Annotated in this window: 14 protein-coding genes; 9 read left to right on the top strand and 5 right to left on the bottom strand. The window is 69.1% G+C overall.

Features of this window, described 5'->3' with window-relative positions; translation table 11 throughout:
* Window positions 1–489 precede the first annotated feature (489 nt).
* Genes ABT112_RS17445 through ABT112_RS17430 form a run of 4 tightly spaced genes read left to right on the top strand, consistent with a single transcriptional unit; the run spans window position 490 to window position 9,950 of the window.
* Window positions 490–2,001 (top strand): DUF2397 family protein, encoded by a 1,512-nt coding sequence (locus tag ABT112_RS17445; protein WP_351510442.1) that lies wholly within the window; start codon window positions 490–492, stop codon window positions 1,999–2,001.
* Window positions 1,998–3,305 (top strand): DUF2398 family protein, encoded by a 1,308-nt coding sequence (locus tag ABT112_RS17440; protein WP_351510440.1) that lies wholly within the window; start codon window positions 1,998–2,000, stop codon window positions 3,303–3,305. The genes ABT112_RS17445 and ABT112_RS17440 overlap by 4 nt, the downstream gene beginning before the upstream one ends.
* Entirely contained in the window at window positions 3,298–8,622 is a 5,325-nt protein-coding gene (locus tag ABT112_RS17435; RefSeq protein WP_351510438.1) for an SbcC/MukB-like Walker B domain-containing protein, read from the top strand. The genes ABT112_RS17440 and ABT112_RS17435 overlap by 8 nt, the downstream gene beginning before the upstream one ends.
* Window positions 8,622–9,950 carry a DUF2399 domain-containing protein gene (locus ABT112_RS17430; RefSeq protein ID WP_351510436.1) on the top strand — a complete coding sequence of 443 codons (1,329 nt, stop codon included), beginning with the start codon at window positions 8,622–8,624 and terminating at the stop codon, window positions 9,948–9,950. Before ABT112_RS17435 ends, ABT112_RS17430 begins: the two co-directional genes overlap by 1 nt.
* Window positions 9,951–9,995: 45 nt before the next feature.
* Here the strand turns inward: ABT112_RS17430 and ABT112_RS17425 are convergent, their stop codons facing one another.
* Complete coding sequence (locus tag ABT112_RS17425) at window positions 9,996–10,226, bottom strand: hypothetical protein (protein WP_351510434.1); 231 nt, start codon at window positions 10,224–10,226, stop codon at window positions 9,996–9,998.
* Window positions 10,227–10,439: 213 nt separating this feature from the next.
* Between ABT112_RS17425 and ABT112_RS17420 the strand changes: the two genes are divergently transcribed.
* Entirely contained in the window at window positions 10,440–12,851 is a 2,412-nt protein-coding gene (locus ABT112_RS17420; RefSeq protein ID WP_351510432.1) for a DEAD/DEAH box helicase, read from the top strand.
* Between the two features lie 70 nt (window positions 12,852–12,921).
* Here ABT112_RS17420 and ABT112_RS17415 read toward each other — a convergent pair whose 3' ends face one another.
* Window positions 12,922–13,923: a helix-turn-helix domain-containing protein gene (locus ABT112_RS17415; protein WP_351510429.1), complete on the bottom strand. Its 1,002-nt coding sequence runs from the start codon at window positions 13,921–13,923 to the stop codon at window positions 12,922–12,924.
* A 137-nt stretch (window positions 13,924–14,060) separates the two neighbouring features.
* Between ABT112_RS17415 and ABT112_RS17410 the strand changes: the two genes are divergently transcribed.
* The gene (locus tag ABT112_RS17410; protein WP_351510427.1) at window positions 14,061–14,237 is read left to right on the top strand and encodes a hypothetical protein; all 177 of its coding nucleotides are present in this window, start codon (window positions 14,061–14,063) and stop codon (window positions 14,235–14,237) included.
* A 436-nt stretch (window positions 14,238–14,673) separates the two neighbouring features.
* Entirely contained in the window at window positions 14,674–15,672 is a 999-nt protein-coding gene (locus ABT112_RS17405; RefSeq protein ID WP_351510424.1) for a DnaB-like helicase C-terminal domain-containing protein, read from the top strand.
* Between the two features lie 107 nt (window positions 15,673–15,779).
* Here ABT112_RS17405 and ABT112_RS17400 read toward each other — a convergent pair whose 3' ends face one another.
* Window positions 15,780–16,742, bottom strand: coding sequence for a hypothetical protein (locus tag ABT112_RS17400; RefSeq protein ID WP_351510422.1), 963 nt, complete (start codon window positions 16,740–16,742; stop codon window positions 15,780–15,782).
* A gap of 54 nt (window positions 16,743–16,796) precedes the next feature.
* Window positions 16,797–17,933 carry a hypothetical protein gene (locus ABT112_RS17395; RefSeq protein ID WP_351510578.1) on the bottom strand — a complete coding sequence of 379 codons (1,137 nt, stop codon included), beginning with the start codon at window positions 17,931–17,933 and terminating at the stop codon, window positions 16,797–16,799.
* A 196-nt stretch (window positions 17,934–18,129) separates the two neighbouring features.
* Between ABT112_RS17395 and ABT112_RS17390 the strand changes: the two genes are divergently transcribed.
* Complete coding sequence (locus ABT112_RS17390) at window positions 18,130–19,581, top strand: hypothetical protein (protein WP_351510420.1); 1,452 nt, start codon at window positions 18,130–18,132, stop codon at window positions 19,579–19,581.
* Between the two features lie 123 nt (window positions 19,582–19,704).
* Here the strand turns inward: ABT112_RS17390 and ABT112_RS17385 are convergent, their stop codons facing one another.
* A complete protein-coding gene (locus ABT112_RS17385; RefSeq protein ID WP_351510418.1) occupies window positions 19,705–20,694 on the bottom strand; it encodes an amino acid adenylation domain-containing protein in 990 nt (329 codons plus the stop codon).
* A 265-nt stretch (window positions 20,695–20,959) separates the two neighbouring features.
* On the opposite strand from ABT112_RS17385, the gene ABT112_RS17380 reads away from it, so the two are divergent.
* Window positions 20,960–21,226: a hypothetical protein gene (locus tag ABT112_RS17380; RefSeq protein ID WP_030391044.1), complete on the top strand. Its 267-nt coding sequence runs from the start codon at window positions 20,960–20,962 to the stop codon at window positions 21,224–21,226.
* Window positions 21,227–21,734: the final 508 nt, after the last annotated feature.

Genomic DNA, 21,734 nt, shown 5'->3' with positions numbered 1-21,734 from the left:
GCCTTCCTTCTCTGTCGGCAGGGGGGCCAACTAGCCGAGACCCACTACCGGTTGCGCTGCAAGGTGGGCCAGCGGGAGGGGGGGCGGAGCCGGCCACGGCGGTCGTCGACACGCGGTCGGTGAGGCTGGCCGGCTTCGGTCCCCGCCGTCTTGCGCGACTGCGACAGCGGTCAGCAGCCAACAGTCGCAAGCGGCATATCGCGATGGACCGCGCCTGGGGTTGCTCCTGGTCGTTGCACTGGCCCCGCTGTGAACGTCGCAGACCGGCCTTGGCCTTGGCCGGTAAGGCCGGCCTGTCCCTGCGTCCGCACGCATGTGCTAAATGTCGCTTATATATTCTATTAAGTTGGATTGTCAGACCCTTCCTCTACCGTCGTTGAAGTCGTCGCGTCCGGACCGCCGGACGGGGCTGCTCGCCCCTGTCCAGGGCGCGGGCCGCGCTGAACGGCACTCGCAGCAGGGCGTGTTGAAAGGGGAGGGCCAGCGCACGTGGCTGAGGACTGGTGGAGCGTTGTGGAGACCGGCCTGTTCGACGTCTTCACCGACGACAGACAGGCTGGGAAGCAGCGACTGACCGGCGCCGTACTCGCCGCTCTGCTGGTGGCGAGCAGCCGCGGCCCGATGTGGACGCTGTCCGACATCAGGAAGCTGCTGGTTGAGGTGGGCTACGAGAACGCGGCCGGCAACGAAGACCTCGTCGAAGTCCTCGAGGTCCTCAAGGCCCACGGATACGTCACGCCGAGCGTCGACCATACCGCGGCCGTCGAGAGCCTCAGTGACGGACGCCGGCGCCGTGAGGCGTGGGCGCTCACGCGGCAGGGCCGGGTGGTCGTGGCCGGCATCCGGGACATCGCCCGCCGTCTGCACCGGTCCTTGCGGCTTCCACCGCGTCTGCTCGACGCCGTCGAGCAGACCCTTCAGATCCTGCTGCAGCAGTACCACGAAGACGCCGAAATGCTAGACCCCACCCTGGACCAGGTCCGCGCACACCTGGAGCAGCTCCAGGAGGCAGGCGGAGACTTCTACAGCGCGGTCGGCTCCCTCGCACAAGGGGACGTCACCGACGACGCGGTGTTCATCACCAGCCGCCGCCACATTCTCCTGGCCCTGCAGCACTTCGCACGCCGCACCGAACAGTCCCTCCACCAGGTCAGGGCGGCCTTCGGCGCACTGGCCGAGGTCGGCACCAAGAACGTCGTCCACCGCGCGATCGCCGGTGCCGGCATCCTCGACCCGGCCGAACGACAAGCGTGGACGGCCGACCGGGAACGGGACCTGGCCGACCTCGAGGCATGGTTCGTACCCCACGGCTCGATCGAGCGCCTGGTCAACGCGGCGGCGGACGCCATCCACGCCCTGCTGGGAGCCATCGACCGACGCTTCTACGCCAGTGCCCGGGGCAGCGACGTCGGCGAGGACTTCCGCCAGATCGCCCGGATGCTGCACGCCCAGCCCACCGAGGCCCGCACCCAGCAGGTGTTCGCCGCGGCCTTCGGGATCTGGCCCGCCCGCCATCCCGTGGAGACCGTCGAAGAGTCCCTCGCCCCACTGCACACCACCCGCAGCGCAGGCAGCCGCACCATCAAGCTGGTCCTGCGGCCCCATGACCGCGGTGCGCGTTCCACCGGCGCACCCCGCAAGGTCGCCGACCTCACCGAGCAGCGGCGAGCGGCAGAAGCCGCCAACGAAGCCGAGATCGCCCGCACGGAATCGATTGCCAGAGCGCTGGCCACGCCCGGAGTGGTCCCGCTGACCCACTTCACCGGACTGGACACCGCGCACGCCGAAGTCCTCGTGGACCTGATCGAGGAAGCCCTCAACAGCTTCGACGACACAACAGGCACGGGGACAGCCGCCACGGTCGGGGCCGAACTGACCCTGTGGATCGGCACGCCAGGTCACGCGGTGAGCGTCGTGCTGCAAGAAGGAGAGCTGATCGCCCCCGACTTCCTCATCCGCATTCGATGCACCCCGCCGCGAGAAGGAGAGGAAGCGGCATGACCACCACACCCCCCGCCCCAACCGGCGACCAGCCACCGCTCAGCCCCGAAGCAGAGCCGGTCGTGGCAAGACTGCTGGGCCACCAGATCCTGGCAGAGGAGGACGACCCCGAACAGTTCCGCCTGGCCTGCCACCACCGACACGAGATCACCCGCTGGTTCAGCGAAAACCCCGGCTGGCGCTTCCACATCGAACGCCCGGCAGGCATCGGCCGCCTCTACAAACGCCACTACGACCCACCCGCCGGCCGCGTCCCCCTCCTGCACCGCAGCAAGCCGTCCGCCCGCACCCCCGTCTCTCCTCTCGTACAGATCCTGACCGCGCTGATCTGCGAGCAGATGTGGCGCGCCACCCAGACCACCTTCAACCACCTCCAGCGCGCCGTCATCCAGGCATGCGGCACCGAAGCCTCAACAGGCCGACTTCCCCGATTCCAGCCGGTCGCCACCGCAGGACAGAAGCAGGCCACCGCCGCCGCACACCGCATGGCATTCATCGACGCCCTGCGCCTCCTGGAGTCCTGGCACTTCCTCACCTCCGACCAGCCCCTGAACGTCCTCGAACAGGACATCGACGCAGACCTGACCATCACCGCACGCCGCGAACGCCTCGCCCTGCTGATCGCCTGCCCAGCACCCTCACTCCTCCCGATCGACCTGGACGCCCCCGACAGCCACATCGCCGCCCTCTGCCCAGACCAGGCACCCCCGCCCGAGGACGCACTCCCCGTCGACACGGCACGCCACCACCGCCACACGGCACTGCGCGCCGTCCTGGACAACCCCGGGATCGCGCCCGACCCCGCCACCGGGCCAGGCGCCTACCTCTCCTCGTGGAGCGGCCGCGAGCAGGCCCTGAACGTCGCCGCAGCCGCCGGCCTGGCCTGCACGGTCCGCCAGGACTGGTGGATGATCACCGACCCGGCCGGACACACCACGGACCTCACCTTCCCCCGCAGCCGCACCGTCGAGCAGCAAGCAGCCCTGCTCCTGCTCGAGGCCCTGACAGGCCGGGACGACCCCATGGCCTGGTTCGGCCTCCACTGGACCACCGACGTACTCGCCGAGCACCTCAGACAGCGACCGTGGTGGGCCCGCAACTACCAAGGCACAGGCAAGGCCAGAACCCTCGCCACCGCCGCGGTACACCACCTGCTCTCCATCGGCGCGTGCACCGCCGACCCGCCGCCCGGCACCGGCTGGCAGCCCACCCCCGCCATCCACCTCTGGCGACTCAGCATCACCGACGCGCCCCGCCCGCACCCGGCTACCGAAGCTCACGAGGGATCCAGCCGAGATGAATGACACCCCCCGCCACCGCCTCCTCGCCGACGCGGCCGGAGCCTTCACCGATGTACCGACCCTCGACCCGCACCCCACCGCACGCGGGCGCTGGCAGCCCACCCGGGCCGGAGCGGTCAACTCCTGGCTCTGGACCAACGAGCAGTTCGCCTACGCAGGCGGCAGCCTCGCCATGGTCGGCATGAACGGCTCCGGGAAGTCCCTGACCAGCGCCGTCCTGTTCCCGACCTTCATCGATGGCAACGTCACCGCCAAGAACCTCTCGGCCGCGGCAGAGGCCGCCGGAACGCTGACCGCCATCCACACGCTAGGCAGGCCAGGACCGCCCAAGAGCGGCACCTGGTGGCAGGAGTACGGACGAACCGACCCCGACGGCCCGCACTCCCGTACGCGGTGGCTCACCGCCGGTCTGTGGCTGCACAGCGGCGGAGGCCAGCGCAACACCCTGGACCGGGCGTGGTTCCTTGTCCCCGCCCGCGTCCACGCCCAGCTCATCCTCGAACGGGACGGCATGCCCGTCACCATCACCGACCTCGCCGCCCAGCTGGAGGCATTCGACGGCCTGCTGTTCACCTCGTCCCCCCGCCTGGAACAGCAATGCCGGGACCACACCTCTGTGCTGCGCAAGGAAGAGGACTATCCGGAGACAGTCCGCGAGCTGATGTACCAGCCGCTGGACGGCACCCAGACCGACGCCCTCGCCACCGTCCTGCGCGCCCTGCGCAGCGTCCAGGCCGGAGACAAGATCAGCCCCCGGATCATGGAGGAGACCCTTACCTCCGCACTGCCCGCCCTCGAAACCCGCCGCGTCCAAAACCTTGCCGACGCTCTGAGCAAGGCCGAACAGCTCCAGGGCCACCTGCAAGCGGCACACACCGAGCGCGGCATCCTGTCCGAGGTCCGAACCGCCTACCGCCGCTACGTCGCCGCTGCCGCCACCACGACCGCTACGACCTACGCAAACCTCCACACCCTGCACGCCGACGCCGTCACCGCCCGCGACCAGGCACTCCACGCAGAGACCCTCGCAGAACAGCGACAGAAAGAGGCCGCCGCAGCCCTCCAGGAGGACGAAGACCGAGCAGAGCAACTACGCGGCACAATCCGCACCCTCGAGAACCGGCTCAACGAGCATCCCGGAACGAGCCTCGCAGACCTCAGCCGCCACGCCCAGGACTGCGAGAAGCGCGCCTCCGACAGCCTGCAGCACGCCGACGAAGCACAAGCCATCCACCAAGAGCGCCAGGCACAGAGCGCAGCCGACCAGCAGACAGCCGACCAAGCCCTGGCGGCCTGGGCCAAGACGACACACGACCTCGGCAGACTCGCCGGGGACCTGGGCGCCGCGGCGTTTCACGAGCCGCTGGCCAGCGTCCTCAGCGAAACCCAGCAGCACCAGAAGCCTGCCGACAACGGCGCCACCGTAGCCGCCCGCGAACAGGCAGCAGCATGGGGCCAGGCACAGTCCCAGGCGGCCGAACGTGTTCAGGCAGCGCTGGAGCACTTCACCAACGAGCAGAACGAGCAGAGCGCCGCTCAAGACACCTACGAGAACAAGCGGCAGCACGCCGAAACAGCAGAAGCACACTCACAGGATGCGACCGACGCGCTGGAACAGGCCGAGGAGGCCACCCGCACCGCACTGTCGCGCTACAGCACCCACCTCAAGCGACTCCCGGCGCTCCCGGACGACCTGGGCGACGCGACCCCGCTCGACCCGACTGCCATCCGCGCCTGGGTCAACGACCAGACCGCCGACGCCCTCGCGAAGCTCGACGTCAGAGCCTGCGAGGAACGCGCGGATGCCCGATCCCAGGCTGCGGACGAAGCGTCCGCGCGTGCCACCACAGCCAGTGAACTCGCGGCCGGAGCAGTCAGGCAAGCCACGTCCATCGCAGACGCGCTGAGCAACAAAGCCGATGCGTTGACCGACACCCCCTGCTCCCTGCTCGACCTCGTACACGCCGCCCGCGAGGTCACCCGCCCCGCACCCCCACGCCCGAAGTCCACCACTCACACGGAGCCCAGTGACCAGGAGGAATGTCTCCTCGACACCCTGGAGGAGACCGCCCACAGCGACCTCGGCCGCCGCCGGCTCCTGATTCGGCAAGCCGCCCGCGACCTCACCGACGCCGCACGCGCCCAGGATCGGGCTACCGCCACATACGCCCAGGCCCAGAAGACACAAGCCCTCGCAGACGCCGCGGAGGAGACATCCCGCGACGCACGATGCACCGCGGACCAGGAAGCACACACCTGGGCACGCCATGTTCACGCATGGGCCCACGACCTGAAGATCCTCGACCCGGCCGGCCTGCGCCTGCCGGACTTTACCGATGGCCCCCTTGACCTCAACGCGGCGCACCACCTCGCCCAGGACACCGCGACAGCGCACCGCAGCGCCGTGGAGGCCCTCTCCGGCCGACTTGCCGAAGCAGAACTGCGCCTGGACGCAGACCGCGCATCCCTGGAAGACCTCGAGGCGAAGATCCGCCACGCCCGTCAGGTCGGCACCCCTCCCACCCCACCGGACTGGAGGGCCTCGCGGCACGGCCGGGCCGGGACGCCCCTGTGGGAGGCCGTCGAGTTCGCCCAGCACCTCCAGCCCGACGAAGCCAGCCGGCTGGAAGGAGCCCTGCTCGCGGCCGGACTCCTGGACGCCTGGATCTCGCCCACAGGCGAAATGGCAGTCGGTGACATCACCCTCACCCTCACCCCCGAGCACCAAGGACCGTCCCTGGCCGACGTTTTGGTGCCCGACTCCCACACCCCCCTCGACCCGGCACTGGTCCGACGGATCCTGGCAGGAATCCGCCTCCTGCAGCCCGGTGAACAACCGCTGCCCGGGCAGGCAGCCGTCGGACTGGACGGCACCGCATACATCGGCCCCCTGGCCGCCGCGTCCCCTGCCACCTGGGACGCCTGCCACATCGGTGCCGCAGCCCGCGAACGCGCTCGCCAGCAGCTCCTCGCCGACCTCAACGAGAAACGTCACCACGCGACAACGGCACTCGCCGCAACCCGTACGCTTGTCGACACCCTCAAGCGCGACCTGACCACCGCCGATCGCGAGCAGGCCACCCCCGACCCGGTACCGTGGCGCAGCGCTGAAGAAGCCGCCGCCACCACCGCCTTCGAAGCCGAGGTCAAGAACGCCGCCGCCGGCGACGCGGCACACGCCGCCGCCGTCGTGGAGGAGCACCGGCAGTCCACCTCTCGCACCGCACAGCAGGCCTGCACCAACGCGAGCCTCACCATGAACCAGCAGGCCGCGGAAGCCGCCCTGGCGCTGTGCACCGAGCTGGCCGGGCACCTCACCACCACGACCGTCGCCACAAAGTCCGCGATCGCAGCCACTCGCACCCTGCACGCCGCCAACGAGTACGCCGACAGGACTCGGGTTGAGGCTGCCCAAGCACACCACGCACTCAGCCGTGCACGACAAGCCGCACACGAAACCGAACAGGACCGCAGGAACCTCCCGGGCGAACTCGACCTCCTGGCCCCAGCCCAGGAAGCGGCCGGCCGGGCCCACCGGTGCGCCCAGGAGGCGGCGAAGGAAGCGACCGCAGCCGAGGAAGCACTCGGCCGCCGCACACGCCTGCTCAGTACAGCCGTATCCCGCCTGCACTCCACAGCGCGCGATGGCGTCGCCGAGCTCCCGGTAGAAGCCGAAGCCCTGGGGCGCTACCGCAGCCGCCTGCAGACGCTCATTGCTTCCCTCTCCGGCTGGGGCGACGCCGCCATGCGCGCGCAGTTCACCGCGCAGACCGCTGCGGGCAGCCTCAGCAATGCCGCCGCCGCCAAAGAGCAGGCGGAACGACTTCGCCGACGTGCCAGCGACGATCAACGCGCCGCCGACCATGCGCGCCACCGCCATGACGAGGAGGTCCGCCAGCATGAGCGTCCGTACCAGCAGCTCTCCGCCGAACTCGAACAACGCCTGAAAGAACAGAACGACCTTGGCACCCGCCTTGCCGAACGCCGGAACGCCGATCAGCAGGCCCGCCTTGACCATTCGCGCAGAGGCGACGAGACCGTGGCCTGTACCGCGCGCGTCGCGGCCGCGGCAGAAGGACGAGCAGCGGCCCTGACTCAACTGCAGGCGCTGTTCGACCACGGGCTGGTCGCCGAACTCGCAGACAGCGAGAGCCTTCACCGGCCCGAACATCCCGGCGAGGCACTCGACATCGCCCGGGCCGTCATGGAACAACGAGGCCTCGGCCTCGCGCCGACCCGCGAACAGGCAGCTACAGCCGAGAGCGAAGCCAGAACACAACTCGACCGCCGCATTCGCCACAACCTCAGCCGACTCCTGGAAATCAACCGGCACGTCGTCTCCGAGGACATCCCCGGCACCACCTGGCGGCGGATCACCGTCACCCACCTCGGCCACGCAAGCGAAGCCGGCGCCACGCAACCCCACATGCAGCCGCTCAGCGCCATCCTGGCCGGCCTCACCCACACCATCACCACGCTGGAAAACGACTTCAGCGAACAGGTGCAGAACGAAGTCAAGGGCGTTGTCTTCTCCGAACTCCGCAGAGACATCAACACCCGCATCGACACGGCCCAGAGCATCGTCGACGACATCACCAAAACCCTCGACGGCGTCCGGACAGGCGTAGCCAAAGTCGGAATCCGCCTCCAGTGGCAGCCCAAGAACGACCCGATCGCCACCGAAGCACTCCAGCTCATCCAGGCAGTCGACCTCACAGGCAACTTCGACCGCATGTACGACTTCTTCATCGAGCAGCTGAAGAACGAAGAAGCCAACCACCCCACATGGGCCAAACGCGTAGAGCACGTCTTCAACTACCGCAACTGGTTTACCTGGGAGATCGCACTCACCCACAACGATTTCCGTGACGACCCCACCAGCGACGCCGAGGTCTTTCGCACGCTGACCACCCGCAACAACCCCCTCGCGAGCCTTTCCGGAGGAGAGAAGCGACTGGTCACCATGCTGCCGCTACTCGCGGCAGCACACGCCTTCTACTCCACCGAGGGCTACCAGGGGCCGCACATGGTCTTCATCGACGAACTCGATGCCGCCCTCGACTCACGCAACCTGCGCAAACTCCTCGAACTCCTGCGGATCTGGGACTTCGACGCCGTTGTCACTCTGCCCTCCATGCGCCCGCTCCTCGTCGCCGAGACCCAGTCCATCGGTATCCACCGCATCCACAAGACCCGCACCGCCCGCTACACCATCCCGAGCATCTGGACCGGCGTAGGCACACCACACACCACCCGCATCCACGCCAGCATCCCCGCACCGCGACCACACGAGCAGCCCGAGACTGAAGGGAGCGCCTGATGCCCTCAGACCTCCATGATCCCGACATCCGGCCCCTTTGGCAGTCCCTGGCCGACCGCCTGGCCCAAGGAGACGCCCCCGAGACCATCAAGACCGTCACCGTCCCCCTCACCCGGCCCGCCCGGGCACGCATCGCCGGCTGGCTCGCCCACACCACGCCTCAAGGACGCCGCCGTCCTCTACGGACCGGCGACAGCGGCACGACGATCCCCGTACCCCGACTCCTGACCGCCCTCGGACACACACACCACGACCTGCGCAACCTCATCGAGGCCGCAGGCCTCCAGATCCCAGACACCGCCAGCACGCGCACAGCAGCCCGCCGCCTGCGCACAGAAATCGACTCACATGCCGCGCACGCCCTGCCCGATGCCCCACTCCTCAACGAGCGCCTGCGCTCCTACGGCATCAGCGAAGACACCCTCGAGAAACGGCGCTTCCTCATCGACGCCCTGGCGCGCGCCCACGCGGTCCTGCCCCTGCCCAGACGGCTCTCACTGGCCCGCCTCGCCCATCACTGCGCCGCCGACCCCCATTACTTCGACCTCAACGACAACGGCCGCGGCGCACTACTCGTCCTTCTGGCCCGCGACCTCCTGAACGCAGAACAGCCCGACACGCCGGCGGGCGACCGCGGGCTCCTGGCCCGCCTCGGCATCGTCGCCGACCGCCTGTCCCAGACGGTCCTGCTGTTCAACGTCCAGGCCACCGGCGACGGTCCCAGCGACCGAGCGCTCAACCTCGCCTACAAGGACCGGCGCCCCGTCCACCTCACCCTGCACGACCTCACCGCATACCCCCCGACTCTCCAGGCCGGCCAAAGACTGCTCGTCGTCGAGAACGTCTCCCTCATCGACGAAGCACTCGAACGCGGCGTCACCAGACCACTCGCCTGCACGAGGGGAACCCTCAGCGCCGTCGACCACACCCTGCTCGCTCTCGCCCGCGACGCTGGCCTGGCGCTCGAATACGCCGGGGACCACGACCCATGGGGTCACGCCATCGCCGCGACGGTCCATGATCGCTACCGCGCCACACTCGTCGCCATGGACGATGCCGCACACCGCAGCGCTGCTGATTCCGAGCCCGACTGGAGCCGACTTCCACGAGCCGGCAGGGAGACGAACGACCATGAACCTCCCCGCGACCGCAGTGGCGTCGAGGGCAGGATCTACCAAGAGAACAGCGCCATTATCGACATGCTGCTCGGCGCCAGCAGATCCGATCCCCTGCGACCTGACACCAGCCCCGCAGCATCATCCGCACAGGGCCACACCGGACCGTGGCCTCCATCCCCGCATGACTCCGTACACATGCCGAGTCGATGAGCCACGTGAACCCCGCGGTGCGGCCTGGCACCCGGCGCGGGTCGGCTACAGGCGGCTTTTTGTACCTGCCGGGGATCGCTGCGAGCCGGTGATCCAAGTGAGGTCGTCCGTGTACGGGTCGAGATTCCACGAGCCGAGAGCCTGACGGGCGACGAGCAGCTCCACAGCGTCCATCAGATCGAGGCGCGCGAGCCTGCTCATGCGCGCCAGGTGACCGGCCTCTGCGACGCCGGTCGTGCTGCCGGGAGAGGTGTGAGCGGCGAGGGTCACGGCCACGAGCCGATGGGATGCGCTGGGCTGAGGAAAGACGGGGGATCGTGCACGAGGCATCCGTGCTGCACCGCCATGATTGCGGCCTTCGGACTGCCGAGCTGATGATCCAGCTGACGGCAGACCGCGCACGACTTTGGGCCCCAGGCCGTCCGCCGGGCGGGGAGCTTCTGGATCACCCACCGGTCCGCTCCGATTCGATACGGGATGATGGCGGGCATGGTCACATCGGTCGAGCCCACCGTCTGGCGTCCCGCCGACCGTCCCGTGCTGCGTCCGGACCAGGAGGGCGGCCTGCGGGCGGTGGTCCGACATTTGCGCCGCCCGCATACCCGGGCCTTGTACGTGGCAGCGACAGGGACAGGCAAGACGCTGGCGTCGATCCGGGCCGCGGACGAGCTCGGCGCCCGCCTGGTCCTGGTTGTCGTGCCCACGCTGGACCTGGCCGCGCAGACCGCGCTCGCGTGGCGCCGTGACGGTCACCTGGAGCACATGGTGATCGTGTCCTCGATGGACACCACGGCACACGACGCGCTCGCTGCCCGCCGAGTCGGTTCCACCAGCAGCCCGCATGCCCTTGCGGCGCTGATGTCGGTCGTGGGGGAGAGGGACGACCAGCTCCCCGCCCTGACAGTGATCTCCACCTACGACTCACTCGACAAGATCGAGGCGACACAGCACACCCGCTACACCGTGCCACCCTTCGATCTCGCGATCATGGACGAGGCTCACCGCATCGCCGGCCGGGCGGACAAGAAGTGGGCCGTCATCAACGACGCGACCCGGATCCATACCGACCGCCGCCTCTACATGACCGCCACCCCACGCAGCTTCGCCGCTCCCAACCTCACCGAGTCCGCAAGTACCGCCCGCCGCCAACCTCGCACCACACCCGTGCCGGACACGGACGCGGCGGCGAACAGCATGGACAACGAGACCGTCTACGGAAAGAAAGTCTTCGAGTACCCCCTCGCACAGGCCATCGCCGACGGGGTCGCCGCGGACTACCGCATCGTGGTCCCCACCGTCACCGACACCGACCTCCGCGCCCGCCTCAACCTCCCCGCCCCCGGCACAACCACCCCCGGCACAGGCCCCGAGGACGCCCTGCGCACCACCGCACTCCACCTCGCCGTCCTGAACGCCATGACCAAGCACTCCATGCGCCGGGTCCTGGTCTTCTTCCACCTCGTCGAAGACTCCATCCGCTTCACCCGCGAACTGCCCCACACCCTGCGCCGCCTCCGCACAGCCGACCCCGACTGCTTCCCCGGCCTTGACCCCGACGTCTTCCACGTCCACGGCGACCACACCGCCGACCAGCGCACCGACATCTTCGCCCGCTTCGCCGCCTCACCCCGCGCGATCCTCACCAACGCCAAAGTGATCGCCGAAGGCATCGACATCCCCAGCGTCGACGCCGTCGTCTTCGCCGACCCCACCAGCAGCATCACCCGCTGCGTCCAAGGCCTCGGTCGCGCCCTACGCCTGGACGTATCCGGCAAGACCGCCAGCCTCATCGTCCCCGTCTACATTCCGCCAGCCGACGACCCCGAGAACATCCTCGGCACTCCCTACGAACCCGTCTGGGCCATCACCACCGCCCTGGCCAGCCACGACCACCGCATCCTCGAACGCCTCCCCAACAAGGCCAACCGCCTCACCACCGAGACCAGCCGCCTCATCCAGCACCGCTGGCACTTCGACTACACGATCCACCCCGAACGCATCGCCCAAGCGATGGACCTCATCGCGTTCAACCCCCGCGGCGCCCTCACTCGCACCCGCCGTGAAGGCCTCGCCTCCGCCCAGGCTTTCCACGACGCCTACGGCCACCTCGACGTTCCCACCGACCACACCGATCCGGCCGGCTTCGAACTCGGCCGCTTCATCACCACCATGCGCGACGCCGCGACCGCCGGCCGCCTCGAACCCGACTGGACTGCCGAGCTCGACGCGCTCGGCATGATCTGGGACAAGCACGCCGCCGCGTGGCGCGCCCGCCTGACGGCCGCCGCGGACTACCACCGCGCGCACGGCCACCTTGCTGCCCCCGCCACCACCGCTCTCGGTGGCTGGCTCGCCGAACAACGCTCCCTCGCCACACGCGGCCGCCTCGACACCGCCCGCGCCGCCGACCTGGCGGCCGTCGACCCCGACTGGCAGCTCCCACACGGCCCGGACTGGCACCGCAAATACCACCTGGCGCGCCGCCACATCGAGACCGGCCAGCCCCTTACCCCTGACACCCATGTCGGCACCATCAACCTCGGCAGCTGGGCCGCCCGCCAGCTCACCGCCTGGACCACCCTCGACTCCGGCCAGCACCGCCTCCTGGCCGCCCTGAACCTCACACCCGCCACCAGCGATCTCACACCCCGCCCCACAACGCGGCGCACCTTCGCCCAGACCGTTCAGATCCTCGAACTCTTCCTCCACCGCGAACGTCGCGCCCCCACTGCCCGCGAGACGATCACCGTCGACGGCGACACCGTCAAGATCGGCCCCTGGTTCGCCAAGACCCGCACCAAGATGCGGACCGGTCAGATCAAAGCCGAGCAGGCGCAGCTCGTCGCCGCCCTCTTCGACGGCGACTGGACGGATGAGAACCCCGTCCCCGCCTTCGGCTGACCCCTGGGGCGATTGCTGAGACCGCGGGCCGACCGGCAGCTCGTCCGGGATCGTGCCGTACGCGCCGCAGCTACTCCGAGTCCGCTAGGTACGGTGCGAACAGGCGGCGGCTGACCAGGGAACGGAACTCCCGCAACGCTACGTCCGCCGCTGCGATCGCCCTCTGGTACCGCGGCCGCATGGCCTCAAGGAGCTCCCCCTCCCGCAGGTGCACCCAGAGGAAGCCGCCCCCCATACGGTCAACCTTCGTCATCGCCTCCCGGGCCCGCTCCTCCGCAGCGTGTACATGCGCGTTGATAGCCCCGTCAGCCCATCGGACCGCGATCGCGACCTGGTCGAGGGCTGCTCGATCTTCGGCGTCGAGCATATGGATCGCAGCGCAGCAGGCCGCAGACTGCGGTAGCAAGATGAGAAGGAGACGGACCTCCCGGGCGGCCTTCACCACGTCGGCCATCACGTCCTGCGGCCCGGTGCGGCAAAGCGCGTTGAGCGCGTCCTCGACGTCCGGCCAGGACTCCGGCAACCCCACCCAGGCTTCATAGGCTTCCCGGGCGTCACTCAAGACACCGGTGGCGGCCCTGTCGAAGGTGTCCACGACCTCCTGCTGTGCCTGAAAGCGCTCAGCCGCTACGGCAGCGCGTTCGGCGACCTCGGCTGCCGGGACCTCTGCGCGCACGGCTGGTCGGCCAGCAGTTCCAGACGCATCGAGTGGCAAATCCGATCGTTCCATCTGCCGCCCAGGACGAGGCTCCCGCCGAGTTGCGTCCTCCCACAGGCCTTGGATTCTTTGCCGGAGCTTCTGTTGCTCCTCCTTCTCCTCCTGACGCAAGTGTCTGCCGGGTGCCTGTGCCGTCGGGGGCGGGCAGAGAGCGTCCAGGATCGCGTTGAAGCTCGCGCTGTTACCGGCAGAGGCACCTTTGAGGATCGAGGAGAGAGTGGGTGCCACCACGCCCGACTCCCGGGAAAGGTCCGCCGCCCGCCACCCCCGCTCGGCCATAGCCGAGCGCAGCGCGACGCCCAACTCCTGCTTGGCGGTCTCCTGGGGCGAAGCCCCGCCCCTCGCCTCCGCCATCGAGACCCCCTTCGACTTCGTTCCTTCAGGTTTCTTCCGGTTTCTTCAGCCCTGAACCTACTGCGCCCTGCGCCGTGGCCTGATGGAGGTGCCCGGGCGGCGACCGACCCGGACTCAACCCTGGAGGCACCTCAACCATGTCCACGCTGCCGACCCTGCTCACCGAGACCGCCCTCTTCGCTGCTCTTACCGGCGCCCTCTACACCGCCAGCGTGGCCTCGGTCGCGGCTGTCTCGGTTGTCTCGCGGAGCCCCGAGCGGCGCAGGGACGCCCGCGAGACGCTCAAGATCCTCCTGCGCCGACGGACGCGATGACCGCAGACGCGGGCCCGGGGCGGCGACGCGTCTACCGGCGGACCCGGTCCACGCTCAGATGGTCGAACACGTAGGACGGCAGAACCCGGTGAGCCCCGCAGCGTCCTGGACGACGGCTCGCAACTCCTCGCCTTCTACACCGGCGAGTGCCGCGCCCCTTCGTCCCCAGCGAGCTGAACACCACCCCGGTCACAGGCCCCGACAACGGGCCCGCCGGTGGCGTGAACCGGCCCTTCCGGCCACCTCGGGCAACTGGTTATCCTCTACGGCACGTGCTTCGTCTGCGCGTGCCACGGCCCAGACCCACCTCTGACCGAAGGCGAACCTGAGCGGCCGCTCGGAAGGCGTGAACAGCGGTGCCCGCAGACATGACCGTGACGTCCCGCGCACCTGGCACGCCGGGGTGGGACGGCACAGCCAGCGCGCAGGAGCTGTCATGACCCGGAACATCACCCACCAGCAGCGCATCGCCCAGGATCTGAACGCCGCCGTGGGATGCGGCTACCAGGAAGCACTGCGCCGCGTCAGGCAAGCCGCAGCCGCCGGCCGCCTGCCCACCCCCCTCGACGCCCAGGGACGAGCAGCGGCCGTCGACCTCCTGACCCGCGAAGTCACCACTGCGAGCGCCATCCGGACAACACCCGCCACCAGCCCTCTGCCCACGACACAGCCCCCCGTGCCGCCGCGGTGCCTCTGGCCGTGGGGCGCGGACGCCGCCGCGCTTGCATCCCTTGCCCCGGGGACGGTGACGGCACTGGTGTCACTGCCGACGGCCGGCCGCTCCACCCTGGCGCTGAACGTCGCCCTGCACAACGCACAGCAGCGCATCGGCGCCCTGTTCACCTCCGGGGAGATCACCAGCAAGGCCCTGGCCCAGAAGGTCATCGCCGCCAGATACGGATTCGACGTACGTTCGCAGGTGCCTCCCGGCGGCTGGGAGACGTTCAAGGCCACCGCGGTGCCCGAACTCGACGCCACCCCTCTGCTCCGGCACGGCGCGCATGTGGGTACCAGCGCGCCCGACAGCCTTCGAGCCGGCCTGCTGGCCGCAGCCCGCAGAGGCTTTACGCTCAGGCTGTGGGTCGTCGACTCCCTCTGGCACTTCAGCGACTTCACCGACGAGGGGCGTGACACCGCCGCGACCATGGCAGAACTCCGTTCCCTGGCCCGCGAATATAACTTGGCCGTCCTGGTCACTTCGCAGGTCGTCACCGAAGACCCGGACGACCCTGACGTCCCGGTCACCGCCGCGCACCTGCCGGCCGGCATGGCCGACTACAGCGACCGGGTCCTCGTCCTGGACCGGCCAGGCGCCCAGGGCAGCTGGGGCACCACCACCTACCCTTCCAGCGCGATTTTGCGCCGGGTGGCTGGCCCGGGGCCCGCGATCGAACTCGAGCTGGAGCCGGAACACTGCCGTTTCGTCTCCCTCTGACGGCCTTCCCGCTGCCGGCCTGGCCCTGACCATCTCCTCAGAGCCAGGCCCACGCGACCAGGACCGATACCAGCGGGGCGGCGAAGACGGTACGGAACACGAGGGGATCACGTGCCGCTTTCGCCGAGTAGGAGGCGTGCATCGTCCTGCGCTTGCTGCCGCCACTTCCGCTGACGGTCGAGGACCGCCACGGTGCGCCGGCGGACGGTCAGCAGCGCTTGGTGCGGGTCCTTGCCGTAGTAGTCGCCCAGCGTCTGCACCAAGTCCTCGAACGCTCCCAGAACGGCCAGCACCGCCGCGGTGACGATCTCCGGATCGGCTCGCATGACCGGCTGGTCGTCCTCGTCGGAAGCGAAGGCCTGGGCGACCATCCACACGGTGCTGTGGGAGGCCGCGGAGGATATGCGGTACCAAGCAGGAAGATGCGTGGGCCGCTTCGCGGCGATGTTGGTGAGGTCCACCTTGAACGGCGCCTTGACCGCCCCCAGCACGGCCGAGCTCGGGTGACCCCGCTTGTCCAGGCCGATGCTCATTCCGGCGCGCTGGACGGTCCGCTCGGCCAACTGCCAGATCTTCTCCGCTTCCGGGACCGCCTGCACGCCGACGTCCTTGGCCGCGACCTGATGCTGCCGAGCCCCATTGAGCCACGCGGCCGCGATGCGCACCGCACGCTGCTCGGGGCTGAGACCGGGCTCGTAGAGATGGCACACCCGGATGGCGCCCTCCTGCACGACGCGGGAGAGCGAGACGAGCGACCATATGGCCACGGGCTCGCCCACCAGCGTCCGCTCGATCGCCTGGACGTGATCGACGATGTTCCCGAGGGTGAGCTGAGTGCTCCAGCCCGCCCACGCCCACAACCGGGAACGTGCTGTGCGGTGCCGGTGATGTGAGGAACTGACCCAGCCCGCATCGGCGGGCGACATCCCCTCGACCGCGGTGCCTTCGGTGAGACTCCCGACGAAGGCGTCCAGTGACTCGACGGCATGGCGCAGCGTACGCGCGCCCTCGTCCACGACTTCCCTGGGCACGCCGAGCCGACGCGGATCGGAGGCTGCATCTCGATTCATCTTGGCGACCGTACACGTCCCCTCGAAGGGCAGCTTCGCTGCGGCGGGCCCCCATCACAGCGCCGGCTTCTGGTGCCGCGCGAGGAGACTGGTGAAGAAGGACTCCAACAGCTGCCTGCCGCCCGGGGCGGTGAGTTCCCAGCCGCCGAAGCGGTAGATCTCATATCCGGCGAGCCTCAGCCGACGGTCCTCGGCGACCATCTCCGCGTACAGCCGCGGAACCGCGGTATGCGTGATGCGCCCTTGCTCGTCGGGCGGGTTGGGCCGACCGTAGTGCTGCACTCCGTCGACCTCGATGACGATGCGGGAGCGGTCCGGGGCCAGGAGCAGGAAGTCCATTCGCTGCCGGTACAGCGCGCCGGACTGCTTGCCGCTCTTGCGCGTGTAGGGGTCGTAGTGCAGGTAGACCTGGGGGATCAGCGCGGGCAGGTCGAAACCTCCTTCCTCGGCATACCGGGCACAGTAGGTGATCATGAGGAGCTGCTCGGGCTTCGAGTCCAGCGACCGGTACAGACGCCGGTACAGCCCCTCGGCGGCAGTCTTCTCATCGGCGCCAGGCTGGTGGTACTTCTGCCACCAGGCGACCATCTGCCGCCAGGTGAGCCCGTGAGGTGGCAGCGGGTCGGTGAACACCAAGCACGTGTCGGCGTGACGGACGATCTCGACCTCGTTGTTCACCGCGTCCCGCAGCACGATCTCCGGCTTGACCCCGTCGGCGGCGAAGATCAGGTTCTTGAAGCTGCCCGACGGCCCCCTGGTGAACCGCCGTTCATACTCCAGCTCCTGCAGGTCCTCCAGCGCGTCCCGCGTAGGGCCGAGAATCTGCTCGATGCAGTCCCGCCGCGCCTTCCAACTGCCGCTCATATCGTTGGCGCGCCAGTAGCTGCCGAACCCGCGCGGCCCGTCGAAGGTACGAAACGGCCAGGCGGGCGGCTCGAGGGCCAGGCGCTCGAGGACGGCGCGGTGCGCCTTAATGACCAGGGGCACGCTCTCGTCGTCCAGATGCCGGCCCTGGCCGTCGGTGCCATAGGAGACGAAATCGTGGTGCAGCAGCCGGGTCAGCGCGATCGCCACGTCCAGGTCGGTATGCCCGGCCGGCGGACCGAACCGCAAGGATTCGACCAGTTCGATGTCGAGCACCCAGGGCTGCGCCCATCCGTCACCGCTGCTGAAGAACGCCGTCAGCTCCATACCCACCCCCGTAGTGATCCTCCAGGACATCGTCGGCCGCCGACAACGCGGCCGCCAGAGACTAGGCCCCTTCCCCTGCCGCTGGACGTGCTGGCAGGTCCCCACTCGACCAACGGCTACCGGTCTCGTACCCCCGGCGCGAGCATGGCTGTGCTCTGTCGGCGGCGCTGTCACACCGGCCCGCTACGGTTCGGCTATGGCCGCGCATACCTCGTCTCCGAACGGACTCGTCCCCGTACACATCGCTGTCCACGACCCCGCCCCGATGGAGGAGCCCGGTCCACAGACCAACGACTACGTACGCGACCGCTTCACGGCTTCGGCCAAGTACGCGGGAATCTCCTGGACCAAGCACGGGGCCGAGCCGCGCTGGCTCGGCATGGACACCAGCACCTGCGCCGCCGCCATCAACCCGAGCTACTTCTCCGGCAACGGCGCCGACGAATACGACAGGTTCCTGTCCGGGGCGGCCTCGCGCGGCGAACCCGCGCTCATCATCGCGACGATGGGCACGGCGGACGATGACGAGGACCGCGTGTGGTCGGTCTTCGGCCGGCCCCGTGGCCGCGTGGACTTCCGCCACTTCACCGGCGCGATCGTCGGCGAGCGCCTGCTCGCGGGGGCGGAAGTCTCCCTGGCGCCCGGTCTGGACGCGGCCGACCGCGACCTCGGCCTGAGACTGCTCAACCGCCCTCCCAGCGCCCCCTGGTGGGCGATGACCGTACAGGCGACCACCATGGAGGGCTCGCGCGGAACAACGGTTCACGAGGCCGAAGGCGAGCTGGTGCCGATCCTCGTCGACAGCCTGGGTGAGCCCGTCGTCGCTCGCTGGACGTCCGGCGACGGCCAGCAGATCTGGTACGTGATCCCTGACGGGATCGACTGGAATCAGGTGGTCGACTGGCTCGTCCAACGTGCCCTTCCCGAGCACGTCCCGGCCGCACTGCGCCGCGTCCGCTCACACCACCATGTCGACCCCGCCCTGGAGACCCCCGCAGAGACACAAGCACGCACCTCCCTCGAAGAGCTGGAGCGCCGCTACCTGGAGGACAAGACCCGCCTGAAAGACGACCTGAAGCAGGCGAGGCAGAAGGCCGAACCCGTACGGAACGGCCTGCTCTACGGCACCGGCAGCGAGCTGGAAGACGCGGTGGCCGTCGTACTGCGTGCCGCCGGCTTCACCGTCACCGACCTGGACGAGGAACTGGGAGACACCCTGTCAGCAGACCTGCTCGCCATGCTGAACGGAGCCACATGCCTGGTTGAGGTGAAGGCCGCCGCAGGGGCACCCGGGGAGAAACTGATCTCGCAGCTTCAACGCCATCTGGACAAATGGCCACACCTGCGACCCGGTCAGCCTGTCACCTGCGCTGCCTTGATCGTCAACCACCAGCACCGCCTCGACCCCGCCGAGCGCCCTGCCGAGGTGTACCAGCGCAGGGTCGTCGACGCGCTCCCCTTCCCCGTGATCGCCTCCGTCGACCTGTTCCGCTGGTGGTGCACGCAGGACTGGCCGGCCGTGCAGGCCGCCGTGCTCGGCCAGGCCCACGTAGCAGGAGAACGGGAGGAGCCCCCTGTCGAAGGGTGCGAGACCCCGGCGGTCGGTCGCAGGCAGTGGCGTCCCTGGAACAAAGGCGGGCTCGCGTAGCGGGCGCGGCCGCCACACCAGCGACGCGAATGAACTCGCCAGAGGGACAGGCGACCGCCTCGCCGGGATGAGCGTCCCCAGCCCTAAAAGCAGAGATCCCGCATCCACAGCTCCTAAGGCTCCTCACCGCTCATATCCACCCGCTCCCGGGCTCTTGCCGTCTGCCCGTGCAGAGTGCGGATCCAGGTTTCCATGAAGCCAGCTGCGCCGGTCTCGTCGCCGGGGACCTGGAAGAGGCCTGGCTCTGCCGCGAGCTGCTCCATGAGCGTCTCGTAGAGCCCGTCGAACAGCGGCTCGAGGCCGATGGCCAGGCCCTGGGCGAAGTGCGTGGGGGAGGGGCTCAGGGCGATGACGTGGTCCAGGAGGGGGGAACACACCCAGCTCGTCGATCTTCGCCCGCAGCGCGGCCAGTGCCGGGGTGTCCGGCATGAACAGGGCATGCATCACGTGCAGCCCATAGAACATTCGCAGCCCGAGCAGCACCGTCCGGGCCCGCAGCAACTGCTCATCGCTGGCCTGCTGAATCAGCCCCAGCACGTCCGCGTGCTGCTGAAGCAGTCCCCAGTCCACCGGCGGACTCTCACCGCGCTCAACCGCCCCCAGCATCTGCGCCCAGTCCTCGGCCGTCAGCCCGAACAAGGCAAAGGCGCCGAACGCCTCGGCCAGCACATCCCCGCCCACCTCCTGCGCCCCCAGACCGATCGCCGCGACCAGGTGCACCATCCCCCTGAAGTCCGGCCCGTCCGGCACGTCCGCATCGGCCTCAAGCGCCGCGCGCACCAGAGCGGGATCTGCAGACCCGCGATACGGCCGTGTCGCCAGCAGCCGGTCAGCAACCTCATACAGCGCATCGGCGGCCTCTTCACCCGCCCCCGCCGCGCCACGTGCGAGCTCCAGCAGCCGATGAGACACGGTGCCCCGCAGCACCCAGACCACAGCCTCCCGCACCGCCGTCAGCGGCGGCTCCGGCACCCGCACCGCTCCCGGCAACGCAGGCGCGCCCGCCTCGGCGAACCACTCCAGTACCGTCAGCCGACGATCCCGCCCCTGGCGAAGATGCCGCGCCAGCACCGCCGCACTCTCCACCACCACCGGATCGACCACATCCACCACCGACCCCCGACCCCGCCCGAGCCCTCGCCGCCGATGCCGCGGCAGCAGCCCCGCCCGCCGCCAGCTCTCCAACTGGCTTACCGTCACCCCCGATCCACGCGCAGCCAGTTCACGGACCACCTGCAGATCAGCCGGACTCGGCGCCCCTCGTGCCATGCCCACCATTACAACCCCGAGAGGTGCAATTTTCTGCGAACCCACGGTTCTGGCTCACTGGTCTCGGCACTACCCAGACATCCGCCAACTCCAGACAGCAGGCCCGTCCATGACCCCAGAGCACCGAAACCGCATCCGAACCAAGGCCGCCGCCGGACTCGCCACCGTCCTCCTCACCTTCCTCATCGCCAGCGCCCTCCAGCACCCCAGCCACCTGACGAACGTCCTACTCATCCTCACGGCCGCGCTCGGCGCTACCACCACTACCCTCGCCCTCGCCGCGGCCTTCGCCCCCACCACGGCCACCCGCGCAGCTGCCCGTCACACCCTCGACCTCCTGCTGCGCCTCGTACCCTGGTACACGCCCCGAGGCTGACAACACGGGTGACAGCACCACCTGGATATCTGTGCAGCGAAGCGGAACTGACATCACCACACCCGCCGAGCACTCCGCTGCGCAACCACCGTGATTTCCATGCCGGGAGGCACCAACCCCAAACCCGGATCCACCGAAAGTTTTCACCGAAGGAAACGACCGACCCCTCCCCAATCTGTAGCCAGCGGCCCGCGAACGCGGGCCAGGTCCGGGAGCGCAGCGAACGGACTCTTAAGGCTCCCTCCAGGAGCGCAGCGACGAGGGAGCCGCTGGCTCAAAGCGAAGCGGAGAGCCGGAAAGGCACTGACTCAACCTACGGATATAGCAAAATTCCTGACGGAAGGAAACACAAGGCTCGGAGCGCAGCGCAGAGCCCACTCCTCGCAACGCGAGGAGTCTCACTCCGTTACCCCGCGCGCAGCGCGGGGGTTCGCTTCCCCTCTGCGCGCAGAGCAGAGGTTCCCTGGAAGCCTGCGCAGCAGGCTTTTACCCGCGGAGCGGGTAAAAG

It is taken from the genome of Streptomyces sp. NPDC002055, assembly GCF_040296705.1.
Lineage (GTDB): Bacteria > Actinomycetota > Actinomycetes > Streptomycetales > Streptomycetaceae > Streptomyces.
This window is presented reverse-complemented; position numbering and strand designations above follow the sequence as displayed.